General features: G+C 72.1%; 23 protein-coding genes. 13 read left to right on the top strand and 10 right to left on the bottom strand.

Annotation, left to right across the window (positions count from 1 at the left end; genetic code table 11):
• Nucleotides 1–2 precede the first annotated feature (2 nt).
• The 5 genes from MKK68_RS05860 to MKK68_RS05840 form a co-directional block, all read right to left on the bottom strand.
• Nucleotides 3–1382: an MFS transporter gene (locus MKK68_RS05860; RefSeq protein WP_147858724.1), complete on the bottom strand. Its 1380-nt coding sequence runs from the start codon at nt 1380–1382 to the stop codon at nt 3–5.
• Nucleotides 1383–1529: 147 nt separating this feature from the next.
• Nucleotides 1530–2414, bottom strand: coding sequence for a 2-hydroxy-3-oxopropionate reductase (locus MKK68_RS05855; protein WP_243935780.1), 885 nt, complete (start codon nt 2412–2414; stop codon nt 1530–1532).
• A gap of 62 nt (nt 2415–2476) precedes the next feature.
• Nucleotides 2477–3241, bottom strand: coding sequence for an HpcH/HpaI aldolase family protein (locus MKK68_RS05850; protein ID WP_147729409.1), 765 nt, complete (start codon nt 3239–3241; stop codon nt 2477–2479).
• Nucleotides 3242–3453: 212 nt separating this feature from the next.
• The gene (gene gudD / locus MKK68_RS05845) at nt 3454–4815 is read right to left on the bottom strand and encodes a glucarate dehydratase (protein WP_147729410.1); all 1362 of its coding nucleotides are present in this window, start codon (nt 4813–4815) and stop codon (nt 3454–3456) included.
• A gap of 122 nt (nt 4816–4937) precedes the next feature.
• Nucleotides 4938–5828, bottom strand: a complete 891-nt coding sequence (locus MKK68_RS05840; protein WP_147858721.1) for a LysR substrate-binding domain-containing protein — start codon at nt 5826–5828, stop codon at nt 4938–4940.
• A 297-nt stretch (nt 5829–6125) separates the two neighbouring features.
• Between MKK68_RS05840 and MKK68_RS05835 the strand changes: the two genes are divergently transcribed.
• Nucleotides 6126–6362, top strand: coding sequence for a hypothetical protein (locus MKK68_RS05835; protein ID WP_147729292.1), 237 nt, complete (start codon nt 6126–6128; stop codon nt 6360–6362).
• Complete coding sequence (locus tag MKK68_RS05830) at nt 6359–6571, top strand: hypothetical protein (RefSeq protein ID WP_147729291.1); 213 nt, start codon at nt 6359–6361, stop codon at nt 6569–6571. Before MKK68_RS05835 ends, MKK68_RS05830 begins: the two co-directional genes overlap by 4 nt.
• Nucleotides 6572–6679: 108 nt before the next feature.
• Here MKK68_RS05830 and MKK68_RS05825 read toward each other — a convergent pair whose 3' ends face one another.
• Nucleotides 6680–8005, bottom strand: a complete 1326-nt coding sequence (locus MKK68_RS05825) for an MFS transporter (RefSeq protein ID WP_244029252.1) — start codon at nt 8003–8005, stop codon at nt 6680–6682.
• Between the two features lie 226 nt (nt 8006–8231).
• On the opposite strand from MKK68_RS05825, the gene MKK68_RS05820 reads away from it, so the two are divergent.
• Nucleotides 8232–8687: a GNAT family N-acetyltransferase gene (locus MKK68_RS05820; RefSeq protein WP_243938978.1), complete on the top strand. Its 456-nt coding sequence runs from the start codon at nt 8232–8234 to the stop codon at nt 8685–8687.
• Between the two features lie 21 nt (nt 8688–8708).
• Here the strand turns inward: MKK68_RS05820 and MKK68_RS05815 are convergent, their stop codons facing one another.
• Nucleotides 8709–8981 carry a DUF6894 family protein gene (locus tag MKK68_RS05815; RefSeq protein WP_147858719.1) on the bottom strand — a complete coding sequence of 91 codons (273 nt, stop codon included), beginning with the start codon at nt 8979–8981 and terminating at the stop codon, nt 8709–8711.
• A gap of 57 nt (nt 8982–9038) precedes the next feature.
• Here MKK68_RS05815 and MKK68_RS05810 point away from each other — a divergent pair, with 57 nt between their 5' ends.
• From MKK68_RS05810 to MKK68_RS05800, 3 genes are all read left to right on the top strand, one after another.
• The gene (locus tag MKK68_RS05810) at nt 9039–9590 is read left to right on the top strand and encodes a hypothetical protein (protein WP_243939006.1); all 552 of its coding nucleotides are present in this window, start codon (nt 9039–9041) and stop codon (nt 9588–9590) included.
• A gap of 270 nt (nt 9591–9860) precedes the next feature.
• Complete coding sequence (locus MKK68_RS05805) at nt 9861–10163, top strand: DUF393 domain-containing protein (protein WP_313899216.1); 303 nt, start codon at nt 9861–9863, stop codon at nt 10161–10163.
• Between the two features lie 116 nt (nt 10164–10279).
• Entirely contained in the window at nt 10280–12421 is a 2142-nt protein-coding gene (locus MKK68_RS05800) for a helicase-related protein (RefSeq protein WP_244029250.1), read from the top strand.
• Nucleotides 12422–12501: 80 nt separating this feature from the next.
• On the opposite strand, the gene MKK68_RS05795 is transcribed toward MKK68_RS05800, so the two are convergent.
• The 3 genes from MKK68_RS05795 to rsgA all read right to left on the bottom strand — a co-directional run bounded on the left by MKK68_RS05795 (nt 12502) and on the right by rsgA (nt 16748).
• Nucleotides 12502–13689: an MFS transporter gene (locus MKK68_RS05795; protein WP_243938972.1), complete on the bottom strand. Its 1188-nt coding sequence runs from the start codon at nt 13687–13689 to the stop codon at nt 12502–12504.
• Between the two features lie 252 nt (nt 13690–13941).
• On the bottom strand, nt 13942–15579 hold the full coding sequence (locus tag MKK68_RS05790; RefSeq protein WP_147858715.1) for an inorganic phosphate transporter: 1638 nt from the start codon (nt 15577–15579) through the stop codon (nt 13942–13944).
• A 137-nt stretch (nt 15580–15716) separates the two neighbouring features.
• A complete protein-coding gene (rsgA, locus tag MKK68_RS05785) occupies nt 15717–16748 on the bottom strand; it encodes a ribosome small subunit-dependent GTPase A (RefSeq protein ID WP_405042872.1) in 1032 nt (343 codons plus the stop codon).
• 282 nt (nt 16749–17030) lie between these two features.
• Here rsgA and MKK68_RS05780 point away from each other — a divergent pair, with 282 nt between their 5' ends.
• The 7 genes from MKK68_RS05780 (at nt 17031) to MKK68_RS05750 (ending at nt 24512) form a co-directional block, all read left to right on the top strand.
• A complete protein-coding gene (locus MKK68_RS05780; protein ID WP_243938968.1) occupies nt 17031–19016 on the top strand; it encodes an acyl CoA:acetate/3-ketoacid CoA transferase in 1986 nt (661 codons plus the stop codon).
• 273 nt (nt 19017–19289) lie between these two features.
• Entirely contained in the window at nt 19290–19469 is a 180-nt protein-coding gene (locus MKK68_RS05775; protein ID WP_147725696.1) for a hypothetical protein, read from the top strand.
• A gap of 447 nt (nt 19470–19916) precedes the next feature.
• The gene (locus MKK68_RS05770) at nt 19917–20795 is read left to right on the top strand and encodes an STAS domain-containing protein (RefSeq protein ID WP_243938966.1); all 879 of its coding nucleotides are present in this window, start codon (nt 19917–19919) and stop codon (nt 20793–20795) included.
• 4 nt (nt 20796–20799) lie between these two features.
• Nucleotides 20800–21201 carry an STAS domain-containing protein gene (locus MKK68_RS05765; protein WP_147725694.1) on the top strand — a complete coding sequence of 134 codons (402 nt, stop codon included), beginning with the start codon at nt 20800–20802 and terminating at the stop codon, nt 21199–21201.
• On the top strand, nt 21182–21601 hold the full coding sequence (locus MKK68_RS05760) for an anti-sigma regulatory factor (RefSeq protein WP_147842251.1): 420 nt from the start codon (nt 21182–21184) through the stop codon (nt 21599–21601). Before MKK68_RS05765 ends, MKK68_RS05760 begins: the two co-directional genes overlap by 20 nt.
• A 2-nt stretch (nt 21602–21603) precedes the next feature.
• Nucleotides 21604–22599 carry an ATP-binding protein gene (locus MKK68_RS05755; protein WP_243938998.1) on the top strand — a complete coding sequence of 332 codons (996 nt, stop codon included), beginning with the start codon at nt 21604–21606 and terminating at the stop codon, nt 22597–22599.
• Entirely contained in the window at nt 22596–24512 is a 1917-nt protein-coding gene (locus MKK68_RS05750) for an ATP-binding protein (RefSeq protein WP_243938996.1), read from the top strand. The genes MKK68_RS05755 and MKK68_RS05750 overlap by 4 nt, the downstream gene beginning before the upstream one ends.
• The last annotated feature ends 127 nt before the right edge of the window (nt 24513–24639 follow it).

The following is a 24639-nucleotide window of genomic DNA, read 5'->3' as shown; positions in this document are numbered from 1 at the left end:
GGTCAGGCGCGGCGCAGCTCCACCCGCCGGATGTCGCCGACGAGGAGGAGATAGGCGCTCATCGCCACGAGCGCGTTGATCCCGACGAAGACCAACGCCGTGTCGAACGAGCCCGAGGACTGGACGAGATAGCCGATGATGATCGGCGTGGTGATGCCGGCGGTGTTGCCGAACATGTTGAACAGCGCGCCGCTCAGGCCCGCCGCCTCCTTGGGCGAGGTGTCGGACACCACCGCCCAGCCGAGCGCCCCGAGGCCCTTGCCGAAGAAGGCCGCCGCCATCAGGCCGATCACCAGGGCATGCGAGTCGACGTAGTTGCAGGCGATGATCACCATCGACAGCAGCATGCCGGCGATGATCGGCAGCTTGCGGGCGATGTTGAGCGAGCCGGTCCGGCGCAGGAGCGCGTCGGAGATCACGCCGCCGAGGATGCCGCCGACGAAGCCGCACAAGGCCGGGAGCGAGGCGGTGAAGCCGGCCTGGAGCACGGACATGCCGCGCTGCTTGACGAGGTAGATCGGAAACCACGTCAGGAAGAAGTAGGTCATCACGTTGATGCAGTGCTGCGCCACGTAGATGCCGAGCAGCATCCGGTTGCCGAGGAGCTGCTTGATCGTTCCCCAGGTGCCGGCGGCGGGGGCGGCGCCCGCCCGCACCGGCTTCGCGTCGCGCGCTGTCGACGTGGTCGCGCCCGACGGCGCGGCGCCGACCTGCACCAGCGCGCCGCCCCGGGCGATCTCGTCGAGCTCGCCCGAGGTGACGCTCGGATGGTCCTTGGGGTCGTGGATCAGCCAGACCCAGAGCAGCACCATCGCCAGGCCGATCAGGCCCATGCTGAAGAACGCGTAGCGCCAGCCGAAGCTCTGGGTCACCCAGGCGGTGAGCGGCGCGAACAGCACCGGCGCGAAGTATTGGGCCGCGTTGAACACGGCCGAGGCCTTGCCGCGCTCGGCCGCCGGGAACCAGGCGGTGACGAGGCGGGCGTTGCCGGGGAAGGACGGCGCCTCGGCGATGCCCACCAGCATCCGCATCAGGAAGAACACCGCCACCGCGGAGCCCGCGCCGAGGAAGCCGGCCCAGCCCTGGACGAAGGTGAAGAACGACCAGAAGAACACGCCGCCGGCATAGATCCACTTGGTGCCGTAGCGGTCGAGCAGCCAGCCGCCGGGCAGCTGGGCCGCGACGTAGGACCAGCTGAAGGCGGAGAGGATGTAGCCCATCTGCACGGGCGTGATGCCGAATTCCTGCGCGATCGGCACGCCCGCGATCGAGATGATCGCGCGGTCGGCGTAGTTCAGCACCGTGACCGCGAACAGCACGAGGAGGATCAGGTAGCGCACGCGCATGCGCGTCGCGCTCTGCACCGGAATCGCCAGCGACATGGTTTCCTCCTCGGGATCGCCCGACGGATGCGTGCCCGTCGCGGTCGGTTTCCTTGAGGTTTCCAGATTAGTCCGCCCGGTCGATACCTTCCAATCCAAACGATGGATCGATCGATACCATCGCGGCATCGATCGATCGAGCGTGGGTCAAGCGGCGCCGACCTCGTGGTTCGCCATGATCTCCAGCGCGCGGACCATCGCCGAATGGTCCCAGGCCGCCCCGCCGTTGGCGACGCAGGCCGAGAACAGCTGCTGCGCCAGCGCCGTGGCCGGCAGGCTGAGCCCGAGCGCCCGGGCGCCCTCCAGCGCCAGGTTCAGGTCCTTCTGGTGCAGCCCGATGCGGAAGCCCGGATCGAAGGTGCGGTCGATCATGCGCTTGCCGTGCAGCTCGAGGATGCGCGAGGTGGCCAGGCCCCCGGTGATCGCCTCGCGGACCTTGGCCGGGTCGGCGCCGGCCTTCGAGGCGAACAGCAGGCCCTCGGCCACCGCCTCGATGGTGAGCGCGACGATGATCTGGTTGGCGACCTTCGCCACCTGGCCCGATCCGACCGGGCCGACATGGGTCACGGTCTTCCCCATGGCCGCGAACAGCGGTTGTGCGCGCCCGAAATCGGCCTCGTCGCCGCCGACCATGATCGAGAGGGCGGCGTTCTTCGCCCCGACCTCGCCGCCGGAGACCGGCGCGTCGAGATAGGCGCCGCCGCGCTCCCTGATGCGGGCGGCGAAGTCCTTCGTCGCGATCGGCGAGATCGAGCTCATGTCGATCACGGTCGTGCCGGGCCTCAGGCCCGCCGCGACGCCGTCCGCGCCGAACAGCACCGTCTCGACGTCGGGGGTGTCCGGCAGCATCAGGATGACGACGTCGGCGCGCTCGGCGACCTCGGCGGCGGTGGCGCAGGGCGTGCCGCCGGCGGCGACCAGGGCCTCGGGCACCGCCCGGCGGCTCTTCAGGAACAGGCTGTGCCCGGCGGCGATCAGGTGCCCGGCCATGGGCGCGCCCATGATGCCGAGGCCGATGAATCCGATGTTCATGGTGGTGTCTCCCGGAATGGCGCATCCGCCCTCCCCCGCGGAGGGGGAGGGTCGATCCTGGCTCAGCCCCTGAAGCGGGCGGCGAGCGCCTCGGACTGCCGCGCGAGCAGGCCCATGTCGGAGCCGACCGCGGTGAAGCGGGTGCCGGCGGCGATGTAGCGGTGGGCCAGTTCCTCGTTGGCGGTGAGGATGCCGGCGTGCTTCCCGGCCTTCCCGATGCGGGCCACGGTCTCCTCGATGATCGCCACCACGTCCGGATGGTTCTGCTGCCCGAGGTAGCCGAGGCTGGTCGAGAGGTCGCCGGGGCCGACGAAGACGCCGTCGACGCCCTCCACGCCGGCGATCTCGTCGAGGTTGTCGAGCGCCCGCCGCGACTCGATCTGCACGGCCACGAAGATCTCGGCCTCGCAGCGGGCGTGGTAGTCGGGGATGCGGCCGAAGCGGGCGGCGCGCGGCGCCTGCGAGAAGCCGCGCACGCCGCGCGGGGCGTAGCGGGTCGCGGCCACCGCGCGGCGGGCCTGGTCGGCGTCGTCGATGTTGGGGATCATCAGCGACTGCACCCCGGTGTCGAGGATGCGCTTGATGGTGATCGCCTCGTCGCTCGGCACCCGCACCATGGCGTGGGCCGGACTCTCCATCATCGCCTGGACCTGACTGTAGACGTCCCGCAGGTCGTTGGCCGAATGCTCCATGTCGAGGAGCAGCCAGTCGAAGCCGGAGCCGGCCACGACCTCGGTGGAGATCGGGCTGGCGAGGCTGCACCACAGGCCGATCTGCTGCCGGCCCTGGCCGAGCGCCGCCTTGAAGCGGTTGGAGAGGATGTCCATCGGATGTGCTCCTTCGTGGAATCGATCTGAGAGGTCGAGCGTCGTCCGGATCACGCGCCTCCCTCTCTCCTCTGCGGGAGAGGGTGGCCCGCGAAGCGGGTCGGGAGAGGGGAGCGCCGGTGCCGGATACGGCGCTCCCCTCTCCCGACCCCTGCCGACGCAGGGGCCACCCTCCCCCGCAGAGGGGGAGGGATCTGAAGCGTCCGTCGCCCTCAGCGCACGAGGCACGGGCGCTTGTTGTCGAAGGTCCAGTTCGGGACGAGGAACTGCATCGCCGCCGCGTCGTCGCGGGCGCCGAGGCCGTGGTCCAGATAGAGCGCGTGCGCCGCCTCGACCTCGGCCATGTCGATCTCGATGCCCAGCCCCGGACGATCCGGCACCCGCACGAGCCCGCCGCGGATCGCCAGCGGCTCCTTGGTCAGGCGCTGGCCGTCCTGCCAGATCCAGTGCGTGTCGATCGCCGTCACCTTGCCCGGGGCGGCGGCCGCGACGTGGGTGAACATCGCCAGCGACACGTCGAAGTGGTTGTTCGAGTGCGAGCCCCAGGTCAGCCCGTGGTCGCGGCAGAGCTGCGCCACCCGCACCGAGCCGGCCAGCGTCCAGAAATGCGGGTCGGCCAGCGGGATGTCGACGCTGCCGAGCTGGATCGCGTGGTTCATCTGGCGCCAGTCGGTGGCGATCATGTTGGTGGCGGTGGGCAGGCCCGTGGCGCGGCGGAACTCGGCCATGATCTCGCGGCCCGAGAACCCGTCCTCGGCCCCGCACGGATCCTCGGCGTAGGCGAGCACGTCGCCGCGGCCCTTGCACAGGCGGATCGCCTCGGCGAGCGACCACGCGCCGTTCGGGTCGAGGGTGACGCGGGCTTCCGGGAAGCGCTCGTGGATCGCGGTGACGGCGGCGATCTCGTCCTCGCCGGCGAGCACGCCGCCCTTCAGCTTGAAGTCGTTGAAGCCGTAGGCCGCATGCGCGGCCTCGGCCAGGCGTGCGACGGCGTCGGGCGTCAGGGCCTCCTCGTCGCGCAGCCGCATCCAGCCGTCGCGGGCGGTCGGCTCGCGATAGGGCAGATCGGTGCGGCGGCGGTCGCCGACGTAGAACAGGTAGCCCAGCATCTCGACGGCGTCGCGCTGCTGGCCCTCGCCCAGCAGGGCCGCCACCGGCACGTCGAGGAACTGGCCGAGCAGGTCGAGGAAGGCGGATTCCACCGCCGTCACCGCGTGGATCGTGACGCGCAGGTCGAAGGTCTGGAGGCCGCGCCCGCCGGAATCGCGGTCGGCGAAGCGCGCGCGCATCGCGTTGAGCACCGCCTGCCAGGCGCCGAGCGGGCGCCCGACGATCAGGTCGCGGGCCTCCTCCAGCACGCCGCGGATGCGCTCGCCGCCGGGCACCTCGCCGAGGCCCGTCGCGCCGGTGGAATCTTCGAGGATCACCAGGTTGCGGGTGAAGAACGGGCCGTGCGCGCCGCTGAGGTTGAGCAGCATGCTGTCGCGGCCGGCGACCGGCACGACCCGCATTGCGGTGACGGTGGGGGAGCGCGAAAATCCGCGCGACGGGGCATCGACGGCGTCGGCCTGCATGCGTGCCTCCCGGGGCGTTGACGGGACCGGCGTCTGGCGCGCCGTCTGCCGCACGTTCTCGCAAGGATGCCGATGCGGGTCCAAGCCAAAGGCTGGATCGATCGATGCGCGACAGGCATCGATCATCCCGGCGGCAGCGCTGCCAGGATCGCGATCAGGCGCGCGATCAGCGGGTCGTCGCCGTCGCGGCGCCAGGCGAGGTGCAGCTCGGCCGGGCGCGGCGCGGGCAGGTCGAGGGGGCGGAACGCGACGCCCTCGAAGCGCAGACGCTCGGCCGCCGCCGGCACCAGGGCGACCCCGAGGCCGGCACGCACCAGTGCCAGGATCGAGTGGATCTGCGTCAGCTGCTGCAGGATGCGCGGCTGGATGCCGGCCTCGGCGAACAGGCCGCGGACGAGGTCGTGGAAGTAGTGCGCCTCGTTCGGCGCGTAGGCGATGAACGGTTCGCCGTCGAGGTCCGCCAGCGTCAGGCCCGCGTGCGCCGCCAGGCGATTGCCGGCGGGCACGGCGACCACCATCGGCTCGGCCAGCGCCCGCACGGAGGCGAGGTCGGGATGGGTGACCGGCGGGCGCACCAGCGCCGCGTCGATGCGCCCGGCCAGCAGTTCCTCGACCTGATCCTTGGTCACCATCTCGCGCAGCGCGAGCGTCACGTCCGGCAGCGCGGCCCGGGCGGCGATGACGAGGCGGGGCAGGAAGTCGTAGGCCGAAGCCGCCGTGAACCCGAGCTTGAGCACCCCGGCCCTTCCGGCCGCGACCTGGCGGGTGACGTGGGTCGCGGTCTCGGCGAGCCGCAGGATGCGCTGCGCCTCGGGCAGGAAGCTGCGCCCGGCCGCGGTCAGGCGCACCGAGCGGCTGGTGCGGTCGAGGAGCTGCACGTCGAGGATGCGCTCCAGGACCTGGATCTGCCGCGAGAGCGGCGGCTGGGTCATGTTCAGCCGGGCGGCGGCCCGGCCGAAATGCAGCTCCTCGGCGACGGCCGCGAAGCACCGGAGCTGGCTGAAGTCGAACATGCGCGATCCTGGAAAGGCGACCCGGGTTGCGACGTGCCTGGATTGATCGCATCCCGATGCCGGTCGCGGCGAGACGGATGATGGCAGCAAAGCTTCGATCGGTCTCGTCGGCCTGCCTCGCGATGCGCTTGAACGCCTTCGGCTTGCGGAAGACGGTCTCGATCGGGTGGCGTCGCTTCGGCGAGGTGGGTCGTCACGGGCACGTTCGACTTCGCCGTCGTTGACGTTCGTCCGATCGTCCCTCATATTGCGGACATGTTCGCGGGAGTTCCCCGGCTAAATTGCAGGACGACCCCGATGGCCGGCACATCCGCTCCGAACAGCCTCGACATCGCCGAGCAGGTCGCTCGCGTCCTCCGGTCGAACGCCGAGACCCAGAAATTCATTGAGGAACAGGCTAAGCTGCGCGCCGAGGCCGACAAGCTGACGCGCGAGCGAGCCTTGGCACCCTGGCAGATCGCCCTGTCCGGCATGGCCGCGGGTGCTGCGCTGTTCGGCGCGGGCGCCGCCTTCATCAAGGTGTTGGGCGGGTGACTGCCAGCCGCCTCCGCGACGTGCTCGCCCGGCTGCGCTGGTCGCAACGGGGCTTCGCTCAGGCCCTGGCCTGCGATGACCGCCTGGTGCGCCGTTGGGCCTCCGGCGACGCCGCGATCCCACCCGACGTCGCAGGCTGGCTCGAAGCGCTGGCCGAGGCGCATGCCCGCCATCCCGTGCCCGAGGGGTGGCGGCGGCGGTCCGCTTGAGCCGGTTGCGCGGACGTGTTCTGCGGGTCCGCGCAACCTGCGACCGGTCTGGAAGCCGGGCCGGAGACGTGTCGCCTTTGAAGCGTTGCCTTGCCGGCGCGAGCCCGCTCAGCGCAGCTCCACCCGCCGGATCTCGCCGACGACGACGAGGTAGCAGAACACGGCGACGAGCGCGTTCAGCCCGACGAACACCAGCGCGCCGTTGAACGACCCCGTCTGCTGCACGATGTAGCCGATCGCGATCGGGGTGGTGATGCCGGCGGTGTTGCCGAAGGTGTTGAACAGCCCGCCCGAGAGGCCGCCGCCCTGGCGCGGCGAGGTGTCGGAGACGACCGCCCAGCCGAGCGCCCCGACGCCCTTGCCGAAGAAGGCGAGCGCCATCAGCCCGACCACGAGCGCGTCGGTCTGGACGTAGTTGCAGCCGACGATGACCATCGACAGCAGCATCCCGCCGACGATCGGGATCTTCCGCGATGCGGTCAGCGACCAGCCGCGCTTGAGCAGCCGGTCCGAGATCCAGCCGCCCAGGATGCCGCCGACGAAGCCGCAGAGCGCCGGCAGCACCGCGGCGAAGCCCGCCTGCAGGATCGACAGGCCGCGCTCCTTCACGAGGTAGACCGGGAACCAGGTCAGGAAGAAGTACGTCAGCGTGGTGATGCAGTACTGCCCGACGTAGATCCCGAGCAGCATGCGGTTGGCGAGCAGCTGCCGGATCGTGCGGCCGGCGTCGACCTGGGCCACGCCCGCGTCGCGGCCGTCCATGTCGAGGAGGGCGCCGCCCGCCTCGATGTAGTCGCGCTCCCCCTGGTTGATCGCGGGGTGCTCCTTCGGCCCGTAGATCACCTGGGTCCACAGCAGCGCGAAGGCGATGCCGAGCGCGCCCATCAGGGTGAAAACGTGGTGCCAGCCGTAATGGTGGACGACGAAGCCCATCAGCGGCGTGAACAGCACGGTGGCGAAGTACTGCGAGGCATTGAAGAAGGCCGAGGCGGTGCCGCGCTCGGCGGTGGGGAACCACGCCGCGGTGATCCGGGCGTTGGCCGGAAACACCGGCGCCTCGGCGAGGCCGACGAGCAGGCGCAGGCCGAACAGCACCGCCACCGCGGTGAAGCCGGTGAAGAAGCCGACCGCCCCCTGCATCAGCGTGAAGGCCGACCACGGGAAGATCGCGCCGGCATAGACCCACTTCGCGCCGTAGCGGTCGAGCAGCCAGCCGCCGGGCAGCTGCGCCAGGACGTAGGACCAGGCGAAGGCGGAGAAGACGTAGCCCATCGCCACCGCATCGAGGCCCAGGTCCTTGGCCAGCGACGGGCCGGCGATGGAGAGCGTCGCGCGGTCGGCGTAGTTGATGGTGGTGGCGATGAAGAGCATCGTCACGATGAGGAGCCGCACGCGGCTGCGCTTCACCGCGGTCATGGCGAGACCCGCGCTCATACGACCTTCTCCCTGAAGGCGGACCGCCCGGCCGGTGCCGCGGCGGACAGCGGCCGTTCTCTGAAGGCCCCTCGACGGGGCCCCGGCGGCCGCTTGCGATCTCAGGTTAGGAGCGTCCCCGGCGCGGCGTCCAACTCAAAGGCTGGATGGATCGATGCGGCGCGCGCATCGATCGGCGGCGGGAAAGCGACGGGATGACGATGGTCGGGATGAGCGGGGGTGGGGCTTGAGCGGTCGGTACGGGCTGGAGATTCGGGCGGCCAGCGCCGCCGACGCGCCGGGGCTCGCCGCGCTGATCGGCTCGGGCGGCCCGGCGATCGCGGTCCGCGACCTCGCCGAGCGGATCGAGGCCCTGCGCGGCCGCGACGGCGCGGCCCTCGTCGCGGTCGAGTGGGGGCCGCCGGGCGGCCTCGTCGTGCTGCACTGGTACCGCACCCTCGTCGCCGAGCCGACCGCGCAGATCACGACGCTCCTCGTCGCGCCCGACGACCGCCGGCGCGGGCTCGGGCGCCTGCTGCTCAAGGCGGCGGCGCAGGCCGCGCGCACCGCCGGATGCGACGGGCTGGAGATGGTGCTGCCGCCGGACCGGCCGGACCTCGAAGCCTTCTGCGCCGCCACCGGCTTCGTCGCGGCCGGCACCCGCCTGACGCGGCCCCTGCGCAAGCGAAGCGCCGAGCGCTGAGGTCGATGCCGCGTGTCGCGGTCAGTGCAACGTCGCGCCGGGGTCCGGGTCGATCTCGACCGCCTCGGCGAAGGGGAATTCCAGCACGATCTCGCCCGCGGCATCGGTGACGACGAGGTGGGCCGTCATCAGCCGGGCCTGGTCCCGCGCCTCACGCGCTTGGCCGGCGCGCAGCGCCGCCAGGATGGTGTCGCGGGCGGCCTCCCAGGCGGCGTCGGCATCGGGCAGGTCGGCGCCGTCCGGGTCCGTCACCCAGTCGTCGCCGATCCGTGTGTTGAAGAAGTAGCGCGGCACGGTACAGGCTCCTGCAGCATCGGGCTTCACGCACGCGAAGCGGGATCGGAGCAAGACATGGTGAAGCCCAGCCGCGCTGCAACGCCGGACGAGGCCGGCCGGCCCGCGAGGCCGTCGCTGCGGGCGGCGCGGCGGGCTTTTCTGACAGCGGCCCTCGGCCTCGCCTCGCTCGCGGGCGCCCAGGCGCAGCCGGCGGACCTCTCCGACGCGCGGGCGATGGCGCTGGTGCGCGGGCACCGCACGCAGGGCTTCGTCACCGTCGGCCAGAGCCTCGCCTATGCCGAGCGGGCCCGGCCAGACAGCTTTCGGCTGGCGCCCGCCCGGGTCGAGCGACGCGCGGGCGAGCCGTTCACCCGCGTCCGCATCTGCTACTGGCTCCGCCCTGCCGGGCGCCCGGCCGAGCCGGATTGCGGGATCGACTACCTCGTCACCGACGGGCCGCCCCATGTCGAGGTCGCCGAGGCCTTCGGCGGCCTCGGCCGCGAGCTGGAAGCCGGCCGCGAGCGCTTCGTGCGCGCCCTCGACCGGGAGCTCGATCTCCGGCGCGATCCGGCCGCCAAGGCGCTCGGGGATGCGCTCGCGCCCTACGATCCCTACGACCGCCGATAGGGCTGCGGCTGCGGCTGAGCTTGCCGATGGGGGTTCGGATCGCACGGCGTCGAACGTCTTCGAATGGGTCGTGGCCAGCGCCGCGCGGCTCCCTCTGGGGGAAGGGACTCCCGCTTCGACCCGGCCCCTTGGAGGGATCTGCGACGCCGGTCGCTAATGAGGCGCGAGGGCTTTGCTGCCCGGGCGTGCGACCGGCCCAGCGGCGTCCGGCCGCGCTGCCGCGTGGGCCCTGCCCCCCTATCTCCCGGGGGTCGCCAAGAGGACCATCCCGTGCCCGACGAGACGCTGACCGTCTACTACGACGGAGCCTGCCCGCTCTGCCGGGCGGAGATCGGGCATTATCGCCGCTGCCGCGGGGCCGAGCGCATCGCCTTCGTCGACGTGGCGCCGGACGGCGCTCCCCTCGGGCCGGACCTCGACCGTGCGGCGGCCCGCGCCCGCTTCCATGTCCGCGACGCCGACGGCCGGCTCCGGTCGGGGGCGGCGGGCTTCGCCCGGCTGTGGAGCGCGCTGCCGCGCTGGCGCTGGCTCGCGCGGATCGCGCGGCTCCCGGTCGTGCTGCCGCTCGCCTAGATCGCCTATCGCGGGTTCCTGCCGCTCCGCCCCCGCATCGCCCGCTGGCTCGTCCGCAACCGTTGAGAACCTGCCGGCGTGCTTGATCCGGCGCGTCGCGGCCGAGAAGGTAGGGCATGGCTCGCAAGCGCATCCACCCGACGACCGACATCCTGGCCGACGCCCTGCACCGGCTCGGGATCGCGGCGGCCGCGATCGACCGCGAGGCCCTGCGCGTCCGGATGGGCCTGCCCGAGCAGGACGGCTTCGTGGAGGATTCCGCCGTCGCCGCGGCGCTCCGCGACGGGACGGCGCGCCAGGCCTTCTCGCAGACCGGCGTCGCGGCCTTGCGGCTCGCCCTGCCGGCGCTCCGGGCCGAGCCGGGGCGGGACGGCGCCCTCGCCTGGCGGCTCCGGGTCGGCCTGCCGCTCCTCGACGACGGCCGCCTCGACCTGCGCCTCGACGCGCCGCCGGGCGAGGCGGCGGCCGAGATCCTGGAGGAGATGGCGCTCGGCAACGATCCGGCCTGGCGCCTCGACGACCTGCGCCGGGCGCTGGCCGAGACGTCGGCGGCCTCGGCGCGCACGCTCCACCGCACGGTCGCGCGCCTGCGCGACCAGATCCGGGACGACCTCCACGAGATCGGGGCGGACGCGCCGACCTACATCGCCCATCTCGACCGGTCGCTGCGCGCTCGCGTCTTCACGCCCGCGCCGAACCTCGCTCACGCGATCCTCGACACCCTGAAGACGGTGCGGACGCGGGCGAAGGTGGTGGCGCGCGAGGAATCCGGCCGTCGCCGCCTGCGCGACCGGGTCGGGTTCGGCTCCTACATCGACAAGTTCGTGCCCGCCCGCCGGCTGAACCGGCGCATCGTCTTCCACATGGGCCCGACCAATTCCGGCAAGACCTACGCGGCGCTGGAAGTGCTGGCAAAGGCGCCGACCGGGACCTACCTCGCGCCCTTGCGCCTGCTCGCGCTGGAGAACTACGAGGCCCTGCTCGAGCGGGGCCTGCGCGCCGGCATGGTCACCGGCGAGGAGATTCTGGGGGAGCCGGACCCGAGCCACACCGCGCGCACCATCGAGACCGCGGACCTGCGCCGCCCGGTCGAGGTCGCGGTGATCGACGAGATCCAGATGCTGTCCGACCCCGATCGCGGCTGGGCCTGGACTAACGCGCTGTTCGGGATCCCGGCGAAGACCGTGATCGTCTGCGGCTCGGACGACGCGCTCTCGCATGTCCGCCGCGCGGCGGAGGCCGCGGGCGAATCGCTCGACGTCGTGACCTTCGTGCGCAAGACCCCGCTGGTGGCGCTCGACGAGCCCGTGCCCCTCGAATCCGTGCAGCCGGGGGATGCCGTCGTCGCCTTCTCGCGGCGGGCCGTGCACGAGAACCGCGAGGCGCTGGTGGCGGCCGGGCGCAGCGTCGCCACCATCTACGGCGCGCTCTCGCCGGAGGTGCGCCGGGCGGAAGCGGCACGGTTCCGCGACGCCGAGGCCGAGGTGCTGGTCACCACCGACGCGATCGGCATGGGCCTGAACCTCGGACCGCTCAAGCGGGTGATCTTCTCGGCGGTCACCAAGTGGGACGGCACGGCGACCCGCCCGCTCACCAACCCCGAGATCCGCCAGATCGCCGGCCGGGCCGGGCGCTTCGGCTATCAGGACGAGGGCCACGTCTCGGCCACCGACGACGTGAGCCTCGGCCCGATCCGCGATGCGCTGGCCGGCGCGCCGACGGCGCCCGCCGCCGACACCCGGTTCTACGTCCGGCCGGACCTGATCGCGATCGAGGCGGCGGCGGCCGAACTCGGCACCGACTCGCTCGCCGAGGTGCTGACGCATTTTTCCCGCGCGACGTTCTACGAGGGGTCCCCGTTCCAGCCCTCCGCGATGGAGGAGGCGCTGGAGGCGGCGCGCGCGGTCGACACGGCGCACCTGCCGATCCGCGAGGCCTTCGCCTTCGCGGTCTGCCCGATCGACCGGCGCGACCCGGCCTCGACCGCGGTGCTCGACCGCTGGGTCCAGGCCCGCGCGGCCGGCGCCGCCGTCCCGGCTCTGAGGGCCAACGTCGGCGGCGAGCTCGAGTACCTCGAACGCACGGTCAAGCTCGCCGCCGCCTACCTCTGGCTGGCCCGGCGCTTCCCCGACACGTTCGACGAGGCGGAGGCGACCAAGCTGCTGCGCGGCCGCGCCAACGCCGCCATCGAGCAGGCCCTGCGCGAGACGGCCTCGCGCACCGTGGCGGCACGGGCGCGGCCGCGCGTGCCGGCGTGACGTGGCGCTCTTTCCCTCCCCCGCAGAGGGGGAGGGAAGGCGCGCGTGGGCGTCGAAACCGAGCGGATTCGCGAAGAGACCTACTCTGCGCCCTGCCCCGCCGGCCTTGCCAGCAGCACGGCGGTCGCGATCCCGACGGCGAGGATCGTGACGGCGCAGGCGGCGAGCGCCGCGAGCTGGCCGATGCCCTGGAGCGCGACGCCGAGCACGGCGACGCCGAGCGCCTGCCCGCAGAAGAACGAGAAGGCGTGGAGCGCCACCGCCGAGGCGCGGGCGGTCGGGGCGACCTCGGTCACCTGCACCTGAAACGTGTTGTGCAGCATGTAGAAGCCGAGCCCCATCGCGACGAGGGCGGCCGCGTCGAGCTGCCAGCGCCCCGCGAGGCCGATCATGGTCAGGGCACCGGCGCAGACGAGGCCGCCGCCGACCAGCATCCGCTGCATCCCGAGGAACCGGACCAGCAGGCCGACGAGGGCGGAGTAGATCAGCCCGCCGACGGCGAAGCCGGCGAGCGCCAGCCCGGCCTCGCGCGGGCCGCCCTCGCCGCGCGCCTCGATCAGCGGCGCGAGGTGCGGGAAGATGCCGAACACCGCGATCGCCTCGACGAACACCGCCGCGAACAGCACCCGCGCGCGCGGGTTGGCCACGATCGCGCGATAGCGCGTCAGCGCCAGCCCGAATTCCGGCCGTCGCGCCGGGAGGCGGCCGCTCCGGTCGAACCCGAGCAGGGTCGCGGCGCAGCCGAGCACGGCGACCGCGGCGTTGATCGCGAACACGCCGTGCCAGCCGACCTGCCCCTCGATCAGCCCGGCGAAGGTCGAGCCCGAGAGCTGCCCGAGGATCACCGCGACGAGGAAGCGGCCGATCGCCACCTGGCGGCGCTCCATCGGCACCCGGTCGCCCATCAGGGCGAGCGCCAGCGGGATCACCCCGCCGGCCGCGGCGCCCGCCACCATCCGCAGGCCGAAGAGCAGGCGCAGGTCTTCGGCGAAGGCGCAGCCGACCAGCGCCGCCACCAGCACCGCGAGGCACGCGGTGATGACCCGCTCCTTGCCGACCGCGTCGCCCACCGGCCCGAGGATCGGCTGGATCAGCGCGTAGGGCAGCGCGAAGGCGGTCGAGAGCAGCGCCACGGTGTGGGCGTCGCTGCGCAGGTCGCGCGCCAGCACGCCGACCAGCGGCTCGACCGAGCGCCACGCGAAGGTGCTGGAGAAGCCCGCGGCCGCGAGCACCAGGATCAGGCGAGCGATCGAGGAGGTGGAAGGCATGCTGGGCCGCGGCTCGCGAACGCCCGGCCGAGGAGGCCGGATCGGTCCCGGCCTAGCCGACATCGACCGGGTTTGCAGCCCCGCCGAGGCCGTGGAGCCGGCCGTCGGCATGCAAGGCGCCGCCCCTGAAACCCGACCGCGCGCGCCCTCGCCCGGCCGGGCGCACGATCCGGTCAGACGCGTCCGGGTGATCGCCGCGGGCGATCCCGGGGCGACGAGCGGGACATGCGCAGGCTTTGAAAGGCGTTGGCCTCAGAAGACGTGGCGGAGGATGAAGAACAGGACGCCCGCCAGGGTGATCGCCGCCGGCAGGGTCAGCACCCAGGCCAGCGCCATGTTGCGCACCGTCGACATCTGCAGCCCGGAGCCGTTGGCCGCCATGGTGCCGGCGACGCCCGAGGACAGGATGTGGGTGGTCGAGACGGGCAGGCCGTAGACCTCGGCCAGCCCGATCGTGCCGGCGGCGACGAGCTCGGCCGAGGCGCCCTGCGCGTAGGTCAGGTGGGTCTTGCCGATCCTCTCGCCGACCGTGACCACGATCCGCTTCCAGCCGACCATGGTGCCCAGGCCCAGCGCCAGCGCGACGCAGACCTTCACCCAGGTCGGGATGTAGCGCGTGCCGTCGTTGAGCAGGCCGGTATAGGCCTTCAGCGTGCCGGCCTCGGCCTCCGAGAAGCTGGCGCCGTTCTTCGGCAGCAGCCGGATCGCGTCGGCGGCGAGGTACATGTCGTTGCGCAGGTTCGAGGTCTGCGCCGCCGGCACCTGCTTGATCGCACCGTAGTTCCGCACGTTGGCGGCGATGTCGGTGGAGAGGGCCGCGAGCGCGCCGTAGACCGCCGGCTGGTTCAGGTCCTTGGTCTTGAGCGCGTCCGAGACCTGCTTGCGGGCGGCCGCCGCGTCGGGCTGGGCCGTCGTCCCGGCGTGGCTCGCGAACACCGCGCTGGCGCTCTGCGAGGTCTGGATGAAGGCCGGCGTCGTGTCGTCGGCCATGGTGCGGTTCAGGGCGTAGGCGGTGGGCGCCGCGCCGATCAGGATCAGCATGATGAGGCCCATGCCCTTCTGGCCGTCGTTGCCGCCGTGGAAGAACGAGACCAGCGTGCAGGTCAGGATCAGCAGCGAACGGATCCAGAGCGGGGGCGGCGTGTCGCCCTCGGGCGCCTCGTAGAGGTCCTTGCGCCGCACGGTGAGCTTGAGCGCCAGCAGCAGGAGGGCCGCCGCGACGAAGCCAATGAGCGGGCTGAACAGCAGCGCCTTGAACACGCCGAGCGCCTGGGCCCAGTCGACGCCCGAGGTCGCGGAGCCTTCCGGCGCCATCAGCTGGTTGGCCAGCCCGACGCCGATCACCGAGCCGATCAGCGCGTGCGACGAGGAGTTCGGCAGGCCGAAGGCCCAGGTGCCGAGGTTCCAGACGATCGCGGCGATGAGCAGCGCGAAGATCATCGCGTAGCCGGCGCCCGACCCGACCTGCAGGATCAGCTCCACCGGCAGCAGCGTGACGATGGCGTAGGCCACCGCGCCCGAGGACAGCATCACGCCGAGGAAATTGAAGGCGCCGGACCAGATCACCGCCACGAGCGGCGGCATCGAGTGGGTGTAGATCACGGTCGCCACCGCGTTGGCGGTGTCGTGGAAGCCGTTCACGAACTCGAAGGCCAGCGCGATCAGCAGGGCGAGGCCGAGGAGCACGAAGGCGCCGATCGCCAGCGGCGTCTGGCCGACCGCGTTCATGTCGGTGATCAGGCTGACGCCGGCGTAGACCAGGCCCGCCACCAGGATCAGCAGGAACGCGACGATCCCGCCCGGATGCAGGCCGCGATCGAGCGTCGGACCCGGGCGCCGCCTCGGTTCGGCGCCCGACAGGTGCGGTGTCAGGCGGGCAGAATCGGACATGACGGATCTCGACGGCGATCGGACTTCGAACGCCTTCGGATAGGTCGCGTGCGTGACGGTCCGGTGACGGCGCGCGAAAGGACAGTCGATCCGCGCCGGACGACCCGGTCAAGAGCCGGCGAATACCGGTCGAGCGCTCAGTGCCTGCGCGGGCGCCGCGGCGCCGTGGCCGGGGTCTTGTCGCGATTCTCCGCGACGAGCTTGCGCCAGCGGTCCAGGCGGTCGGGGTCGAGGGTTCCGTCGGCGATGGCGGCCTGCACCGCGCAGCCCGGCTCGTGCGCGTGGGTGCAGTCGCGGAACCGGCAGTCGGGCGCGCGCTCGGTGATCTCGGCGAACAGCGTGTCGATCCCCTCCGCGGCGTCGCTGACGTGGAGCGTGCGCATCCCCGGCGTGTCGATCACCCAGCCGCCCCCGGCCATCGCGTGCAGCGAGCGGCCCGTCGTGGTGTGGCGCCCCTTGGCGTCGTGCTCCCGGATCGCGCCGGTCTCCTGCGGCGCGTCCTGGCCGGGCCCGGCCAGGGTGTTGACGAGCGTCGACTTGCCGACGCCGGACGAGCCGACCAGCGCGACGGTCTGCCCGGGCCCGCACCAGGGCGCCAGCGCTGCCGCGGCGTCCGGGCGGCGCGGGTTGACGCCGACCACCGACAGCCCGCGCTGGAGGGCGGCGGCCTGCCGGCGGTAGGCCTCGACGTCGTCGGTCAGGTCGGCCTTGGTCAGCAGGATCACCGGGTCGGTGCCGCCCTGGTTGGCCAGGGCGAGGTAGCGCTCCAGGCGGGCCGGGTTGAAGTCGGCGTTGCACGAGGTGACGACGAACAGGGTGTCGACGTTGGCGGCCGCGGCCTGCGGGACCTTGCCGCCCTCGGTGCGCCTCTGCAGCACGGTCCTCCGCGACAATCGGCGGTGCAGGGTCAGCGTCCGCGGATCGGCCAGGACCCAGTCGCCGACGGTGACGTCGCCGGTGCTGGCGTGGACCGGCAGGATCAGCTCGACGGGGCCGGCCGCCGACAGCGCCGTCAGCCGGGAGCGGTGGACCAGGGCGATCCGCATCGGCGCGAAGCCGGCATCGGCGGCCTCGCACTGGTCCTCGAAGAAGCCGGACCAGCCGAGGCTGGCTGCTTCTGCGGCGCGGAGGGCGTGGGGATCATCGGTCACGGCTTCAGCCCATGACACGGCGCCGGCCGGCTGACCAGTGAGCCGCGCGCGTGCGGAAGCGCCGCGGGATGCCGAAGGCGCAGGATCTGAATTCAATATTCTGCGCGTGGAAGAACGAGTTAATTTCAACGTCGCGACAAATAATGTTCGTTTGCAGGGCAGCCTTGGCTTGCCCTAACCTCCCCCCGAGCGGTCCCGTGCAGCCGAGCCGTCGCGGTCCGTCAAGAATAGAGCCTGAGCCAACAGGTGCCGCAAGGCAGTGGCCGCAAGACCGGAACGGTCGTCGGCAGGGAGAGTCGCGTGAAGAAGAACAAGATCGTCAGCGCCGACGAGGCGATCGCCCTCATCCGCACCGACGACGTCGTCACGACGACGGGCTTCGTGCAGAGCTGCATCCCCGAGGCGCTGCACGCGGCCCTGGAGAAGCGCTTCGTCGAGACCGGCGCGCCCGGCAACCTCACCCTGATCATGACCGCCGGCGCCGGCGACAGCAAAGGCCTCGGCACCGGGCGCCTCCACCACGAGGGCCTGCTCGGGCGGGTGATCGCGGCGAACTTCGGGCGGATGCCCAAGGTGGCGCAGGCCGCGCAGGACAACCGCATCCGCGGCTACAACCTGCCGCAAGGGGTGATCTCGCAGCTCTACCGGGCCTGCGCCGCCGGCCAGCCCGGCCTGTTCTCGAAGGTCGGCCTCCACACCTACGTCGACCCGCGCCACGGCGGCGGCCGCGTGAACACCCTGACGACCGACGAGATCGTCAAGGTCGTGGAGGTCGAGGGCGAGGAGTGGCTGTTCTACCGGGCCACCAAGATCGACGTCGCCTTCATCCGCGCCACCAGCGCCGACCCGTCGGGTAACCTCTGCGTCTCCAAGGAGGCGCTGACGCTGGACAACCTCGCCCAGGCGATGGCCGCCCGCAACAACGGCGGCATCGTCATCGCGCAGGTCGAGCGCATCGTCGAGCAGGGCTCGATCAAGCCCAAGGACGTGCGCGTGCCGGGCATCCTGGTCGATTGCGTCGTGGTGGCGCCGCCCGAGCAGCACCGCATGAACTACGGCGTGCAGCACGACGCGGCGCTCGCCGGCGAGATCCGCGTGCCGGTCACCGGCCTCAAGCGGATGACGCTCGACGCGCGCAAGATCATCGCCCGCCGCGCCGCGTTCGAGCTGCCGCCGAACGGCGTGGTCAACCTCGGCGTCGGCGCGCCCGAAGGCATCTCCTCGATCGCCAACGAGGAGAAGGTCACCCCCTACATCACCCTGACGACGGAAGCCGGCGCCGTGGGCGGCGTGCTCGCCTCGGGCTCGAGCTTCGGCGCGGCCACCAACGCCGACTCGATCATCGACCAGAACCAGATGTTCGACTTCTACGACGGCGGCGGCCTCGACATGACCTGCCTCGGCATGGCCGAGTGCGACGGCGCCGGCAACGTCAACACCAGCCGCTTCGGCGGGCGGCTCAACGGCTGCGGCGGCTTCATCAACATCTCGCAGAATGCGCGCAAGGTGGTGTTCGCCGGCACCTTCACCTCCGGCGGCCTCGTCACCGAGATCGACGAGGGCCGCCTGCGGATCGTGCAGGAGGGCCGCTCGCGCAAGTTCGTCGGATCCGTCGAGCAGAACACCTTCAGCGGGCCGTTCGCGCAGGAGCGGCGGCAGCCGGTGCTCTACGTGACGGAACGCTGCGTCTTCAACCTGACCCAGGCCGGGCTGGAGCTGATCGAGGTGGCGCCGGGCATCGACATCGGCCGCGACATCCTCGCCCACATGGACTTCACGCCGGTGATCGAGAACCCGATCCCGATGGACCCGCGCATCTTCCGCGACGAGCCGATGGAGTTGCTCGCCGACCTCCTGAACCTCAACCTACCCGACCGGGTGAGCTACGACCCGGCGCGCAACCTGCTGTTCGTCAACCTCGAAGGCTGGCAGGTCCGCTCGAAGGGCGACATCGACGCGCTGCGTCAGGTGCTCGAGACCGCCTGCCTGAAGGCCGGGCAGCGGGTGAACTCGGTGGTCAACCACGACGGGTTCCGCATCGGCGAGAACCTCTACGACGACTACGCCGAGATGATCGAGTACCTGTCGAAGTACCACTACCTCACGACGACGCGCTACGCGACGAGCGCCTTCCTGCGCCTGAAGATGCAGGAGGCCCTGAGCCGCCGCGGCCTCGCCCCGCACGTCTTCGAGCGCCGCTCGGAGGCGCACGCCTTCCTCGAAGCCGCCGAGCGCGAGGCCGCGCAGGCCGATGTCGGCGAGCGCCCGCTCCGCGCGGCCGAGTGATCGGAGGTCCGGCCGGACGCCGGGACGCGAGCGTCGGCGCCCGGATCCTGCGCGTCTCGGCCAAGTCGGGTCGAGCCTGAAGGCTCGGCTCATCAAGATGGCGCAAGCATCGATCGGACGCATGCCTGTCATCGAACCCGTGACGGGAACTCCGGGCGACGAGCACGCTTGGCTAAGTCTGATGTCGGGGGCTGCCGCGACGCCGGATCGAATCCGTCGATCGGGCAGGGTCGCCGGGACGCAGCCCTGCCCGACGCCGAAAGCGAGACGACCGTGCCCTTCTTCGAGAGTCGTTGGCTCTACGCCTCGCCCGTGAACGCGACCGAGCGGCATCTCGGCCGCACGTTGCGCGCGATGTACGAGGCCTTGCCGACGCCGCCGCCCTCCGAGCAGCTCTGCACGCTGTTGCGGAAGCTCGACGACGCCGTCGCGGCGGCCGATCCGACGCCTTGACGGGTCGGAGGCCGCCCTCGACCGGCGGGCCGCGCAGCGCGCCGTCGGTCTCCGCTTCGTCCGAGGCGTCACCGGGTTCCACGGGCAAGCCGCCGTCCGCCCGGACGCTGGCGCCCGACCATGAGAGCCGTCTCCTCCACGCCGGCCGGACGTCGTCGCCGACGCGATTTCTCCGGCTCTGCCAAGCGCTTGGCCAAGAGCTTGGCCAAGAGCTTGGCCAAGCTCTTCAAAGTCACGCAGCACCTCAAATCCAGGCGGCGCCTCGCCGCATCCGTCTCGCGGCGCGCGAGGACGGTCCGGGCCGATGATGGTTCCGGGCGTGGGAAATCTTTCTTTTCACTGATCCGAATGCAAGCATTGCCCCGAGAGAGACCGGACTTGGCGGCGATGCAGCCTATCGAAACGGTCACGACCCAGGTAGATGCTGGATCACGACAGGGGGAAGACATGACGCGTATCGATGGCGCCGAGGTCCTGAAGCGGACGCTCGCGGACGACGAGGCCGCCATCCTCGATGCCTGGACCGTGTCCCTTCGGGAGGGGACATCCCTTCAGAGCGGCCGCATCCGCGAGGCCGAGCTCCAGACCCAGGCCAGGGCGGTCTATCGCCAGCTTCGGGACGCTTTCGCCGCGGGCGGGCTCGACGCCGACGCGGAGGGCTTCGCCCAGCTCCGCGACACCCTCGCCGACATCTCGCGCTCGCGGGCGATCCAGGGCTTCACGCCGACCGACACGGCCAACTTCGTGTATTCTCTCAAGCCGCCGGTCTTCGAGGCCCTCGAGAAGGCCCACGCGACGGACGCGGCGACGCTGGCGGCGGGGACCCGGGCCGCGAGCAGGGTGCTCGATCGGCTCGGCCTGCACACCATGGAGGTGTTCCTGGCCAGCCGCGAGGAGGTGATCGGGCGCCAGGGCCAGGAGATCGCCGAGCTCTCGACCCCGGTGGTCCGGCTCTGGGACGGCATCCTCGCGCTGCCGCTCATCGGCACCCTCGACAGCGCCCGGACCGGCGTCGTGATGGAGAACCTGCTCCAGGCGATCGTCGACGAGGAGGCCGAGATCGCCATCATCGACATCACCGGCGTGCCGACCGTCGACACCCTGGTGGCGCAGCACCTGCTGAAGACCGTCGCGGCGGCGCGGCTGATGGGCGCCGACTGCATCGTCTCCGGCATCCGGCCCCAGATCGCCCAGACCATGGTCCATCTCGGCGTCGAGCTGAACGTCGTCTCGAAGGCGACCCTGGCCGACGCCTTCGCCGTCGCCCTGAGGCGGACCGGCCGCAAGGTGGTGCGCCAGCAGGCCTCCATCGAGGGACGCGGCTGACGCCATGGACCGCATCCCGATCCTCAAGCTGGGTGGCGCCCTCATCGTCACCATCCAGGTCGACATGCACGACCGCCTCGCCCTCGCGCTGGAGGAGGACCTCACCGCGATGATCGCGCGCACCGGCGCACGCGGCGTCCTGCTCGAGATCTCGGCGCTGGAGATCGTCGATTCCTTCATCGGGCGCATGCTGGTGAGCATCGCCGCCGTCTCGCGCGTCCTCGACGCGGAGACGGTCGTGGCCGGCATGCGGCCGGCGGTCGCCATCACCCTGGTCGAGCTCGGCCTGGAGCTGACCGGCATCAAGACCGCCCTCAACGTCGAGCGCGGCATGGCGCTGATCCAGGCGCGGCTCGCCGAGGAGGAGGACGGCTGCGGGGGCGACCGTGAAGGCCACGAAGGCTGAGCCCCCCAAGGCCGAGACCCTCGCGATCCGCTCGGGCGACGACGTCGTGCGGGTGCGCCAGCGGGTCCGCGCGCTCGCCATCGAGATCGGCCTCGGGCTCGTCGACCAGACCAAGATCGTCACCGCCGCGAGCGAGCTCGCGCGCAACACCCTCGACTACGGCGGGGGCGGCCACGTCCACGCGGAGATCGTCCAGGCCGGGACGCGCAGGGGCCTGCGCCTGACCTTCGAGGATCAGGGCCCCGGCATCGCCGACATCGATCAGGCGATGACCGACCACTACACTTCCGGCGGCGGGCTCGGCCTCGGTCTGGGCGGCGCCAAGCGGCTCTCGAACGAGTTCCACATCGCGTCGACCCCAGGAGCCGGCACCCGCGTGACGATCGCGCGGTGGAAGTGAGCATGCACCGGATCACCGTGACGGAAGCGAGCCAGGTGGCCGAGGCGCGGCGGCGCGCCGTCGCCGTGGCGCAGGGCATCGGCTTCGACGAGACCGCGGCCGGACGCGTGGCCCTGGTCGTCACCGAGCTCGCCACCAACGTCGTCAAGTACGGCGTGCCGGGCGAGGTCCTGGTGGGCACCTACGAGGACGGGACCGGCTCGGGGGTCGAGATCCTCGCCCTCGACAAGGGCAACGGTTGCCAGGATCTCGGCCTCGCCCTGCGCGACGGCCATTCCACCGGCGGCAGCGCCGGCGAAGGGCTCGGCGCGGTGCGTCGCCTTTCCGACGCCTTCGACATCGTCTCCCGGCCCGGCCTCGGCACCGCGGTGCTGGCGCGCCTGTCGATCGACAGGACGCGCACCCCGGACGGCGTGCCCGGCTTCGGCGCGGTGACGGTGCCGCTGAAGGGCGAGACCGCCAACGGCGACGCCTACGCCGTGCGCGAGCGCGACGACGGCTGGACCGCCATCGTGTCGGACGGCCTCGGCCACGGGCCGGAGGCCGCCAAGGCGTCCGAGGAGGCACTCAAGCTGTTCCGGCGCCATCGCGACGAGCCGCCCGCCGCGATCCTCGCCGCCATCCACGCGGGCCTCTCCCACACCCGGGGCGGCGCGATCTCCGTCGCGCGCTACGCCCGGGATCGTGCCACCCTCGCGCTGGCCGGCATCGGCAACGTCGCCGGGGCGGTGGTCTCCGGCGCGGCGATGAAGCGGACGGTCAGCCTGGCCGGGACGGCCGGCCACGCGGCCCGGCGGATCCAGGAGTTCGAGTACCCGATGCAGGCGCGGGACGTGTTCGTGCTCTGCTCCGACGGCATCGCGACGGGCTGGTCCCTCGACGCCCATCCGGGCCTCGCCGGCGCCCACCCGACCCTCGTGGCCGGGGTCATCCTGCGCGACTTCGCCCGCGCCCGCGACGACGCCACCGTGCTCGTCGTGCGGGGGGACCCGGCATGAGGTGGCCGCTGCTCTCGAGCCTGGTCGAGCACGAGGACGACATCATCGCGGTGCGCCAGCGGGTGCGCGGGCTGGCCGAGCGCCTCGGCTTCGGCGTCCAGGACCAGACCCGGATCGCCACGGCCCTGTCCGAGATCGCGCGCAACGCCTACGGCTACGCCGGCGGCGGGCGGGTCGAGTACGGCCTCGACGCGGTGGAGGGCGGCCAGATCCTGCTGATCCGCGTCCGCGACGCGGGGCCCGGCATCCCGCATCTCGATGCCATCCTGGAGGGGCGCTACCGCTCGACCACCGGGCTCGGCATCGGCATCACCGGGTCGCGCCGGCTGATGAACCGCTTCGAGATCGAATCCGTCGTCGACCACGGCACGATGGTGACGTTCGGGATGCGGCTGCCGTTCGGCTCCGAGACCTTCACGGGGCGCCGGCTGACCACCCTGGCCGACGACGTTGCCCGGGCCCGGACGGACGAGCCGGCGACCGCCATGCGCGAGCAGAACCGCGAGCTCCTGCGCAGCCTCGCCGAACTCGCCGAACGCGAGGAGGAAGCCCAGCGCCTGAACCGGGAGCTGTCCGACACCAACCGGGGCGTGGTGGCGCTCCACGCGGAGCTGGAGGCGCAGGCCGCCCTCCTCCGCGAGGCGGGGGCCCTCCTCGAGAGCCAGGTGGCGGCCCGCACCGCCGAGCTCGCCGCGGCGAACGCCCGGCTCCTCGCCGAGGCGGCCGAGCGCGAGCGGATGGAGCAGGACCTCCGGCAATCGCAGAAGCTCGAGGCGGTCGGCCAGCTGACCGGCGGCGTGGCGCACGACTTCAACAACCTGCTGACCATCATCCGCTCGTCCGTCGACTTCCTGCGCCGGCCGGACCTGCCGGAGGACCGGCGCAAGCGCTACATGGACGCCGTCTCCGACACGGTCGACCGCGCCGCCAAGCTCACCGGGCAGCTCCTGGCCTTCGCGCGCCGGCAATCCCTCAAGCCGGAGGTGTTCGAGGTTGGGGCGTGCCTGAACGGCGTGGCCGAGATGCTCGACACCATCACCGGCGCGCGCATCCGCGTCCGGGTCGAGGCGTCGGACAGGCCGGCCCTGGTGCGCGCCGACCTCAACCAGTTCGAGACGGCCCTGGTGAACATCGCCGTCAACGCCCGCGACGCGATGGACGGCAGCGGGACGCTGACGATGCGGGTGGCGGCCGGGCAGGCCATGCCGACGATCCGGGGCCATGCCGGCTCGCGCGGGCCGTTCGCCGCGGTCTCGCTCGCCGACACCGGCTCGGGCATTCCCCTCGACGTGCTCGGGCGCATCTTCGAGCCGTTCTTCACCACCAAGGACATCGGGCGCGGCACGGGGCTCGGGCTCTCCCAGGTGTTCGGCTTCGCCAAGCAGTCCGGCGGCGACGTCGACGTGACGAGCGAGATCGGCCGGGGCACGACCTTCACCCTCTACCTGCCCGAGGTCTCGTCGGAGGCGGTCGAGGCCGCCGTCGCCGACCCCGACGCCGCCCTGTCGCCGGCGGGGCTGGGCCAGCGCATCCTGCTCGTGGAGGACAACCTCGAGGTCGGCGCCTTCTGCTCGCAGATCCTCGAGGACCTCGGTTACGCGCCCGAATGGGTGGTCAACGCGGAGGAGGCGCTCGCGCGCCTCGGGACGGACGGGGCCGGCTTCCGGGCCGTCTTCTCCGACGTCGTCATGCCCGGCATGGGCGGCATCGAGCTCGCCAAGGCGTTGCGCCTCCGCATCCCGGCCCTGCCGGTGGTGCTGGCCTCGGGCTACAGCCACGTGCTCGCCCGCGAGGACAGCCACGGCTTCGAGCTGCTGCACAAGCCCTACTCGGCCGCGCAGGTCGGCCGGGTCCTGCGCCGGATCATCGGCACCGCATCCCCGGCCCCCGACCCCCCGGAGCACGGCCGATGACGCAGGATCAGACGGCGCTCGCCGCGCTGTCCGAGCGCGACCGCTCGCCGCCCTCGCGGAGTACGGGATCCGCGACAAGCTCGACATGCGCCGGGCTCTCGGCGCGAACGGGCTGTCCTGACATCCG

It is taken from the genome of Methylobacterium sp. E-016 (assembly GCF_022829745.1).
Classification (GTDB): Bacteria; Pseudomonadota; Alphaproteobacteria; order Rhizobiales; family Beijerinckiaceae; genus Methylobacterium.
The sequence above is the reverse complement of the archived record's forward strand: the minus strand, read 5'-3'. Positions and strand labels throughout refer to the sequence as shown.

Coding starts and splice junctions, on each gene's coding strand:
- MKK68_RS05855 (WP_243935780.1), bottom strand. CDS start 2,414: ATGAACATCGGATTCATCGGCCTCGGCATCATGGGCGCGCCCATGGCC.
- MKK68_RS05790 (WP_147858715.1), bottom strand. CDS start 15,579: ATGTCCGATTCTGCCCGCCTGACACCGCACCTGTCGGGCGCCGAACCG.
- MKK68_RS05750 (WP_243938996.1), top strand. CDS start 22,596: ATGAGGTGGCCGCTGCTCTCGAGCCTGGTCGAGCACGAGGACGACATC.
- MKK68_RS05860 (WP_147858724.1), bottom strand. CDS start 1,382: ATGTCGCTGGCGATTCCGGTGCAGAGCGCGACGCGCATGCGCGTGCGC.
- MKK68_RS05810 (WP_243939006.1), top strand. CDS start 9,039: ATGGTGAAGCCCAGCCGCGCTGCAACGCCGGACGAGGCCGGCCGGCCC.
- MKK68_RS05770 (WP_243938966.1), top strand. CDS start 19,917: ATGACGCGTATCGATGGCGCCGAGGTCCTGAAGCGGACGCTCGCGGAC.
- MKK68_RS05800 (WP_244029250.1), top strand. CDS start 10,280: ATGGCTCGCAAGCGCATCCACCCGACGACCGACATCCTGGCCGACGCC.
- gudD (WP_147729410.1), bottom strand. CDS start 4,815: ATGCAGGCCGACGCCGTCGATGCCCCGTCGCGCGGATTTTCGCGCTCC.
- MKK68_RS05825 (WP_244029252.1), bottom strand. CDS start 8,005: ATGAGCGCGGGTCTCGCCATGACCGCGGTGAAGCGCAGCCGCGTGCGG.
- MKK68_RS05765 (WP_147725694.1), top strand. CDS start 20,800: ATGGACCGCATCCCGATCCTCAAGCTGGGTGGCGCCCTCATCGTCACC.
- MKK68_RS05850 (WP_147729409.1), bottom strand. CDS start 3,241: ATGGACATCCTCTCCAACCGCTTCAAGGCGGCGCTCGGCCAGGGCCGG.
- MKK68_RS05795 (WP_243938972.1), bottom strand. CDS start 13,689: ATGCCTTCCACCTCCTCGATCGCTCGCCTGATCCTGGTGCTCGCGGCC.
- MKK68_RS05835 (WP_147729292.1), top strand. CDS start 6,126: ATGGCCGGCACATCCGCTCCGAACAGCCTCGACATCGCCGAGCAGGTC.
- MKK68_RS05755 (WP_243938998.1), top strand. CDS start 21,604: ATGCACCGGATCACCGTGACGGAAGCGAGCCAGGTGGCCGAGGCGCGG.
- MKK68_RS05840 (WP_147858721.1), bottom strand. CDS start 5,828: ATGTTCGACTTCAGCCAGCTCCGGTGCTTCGCGGCCGTCGCCGAGGAG.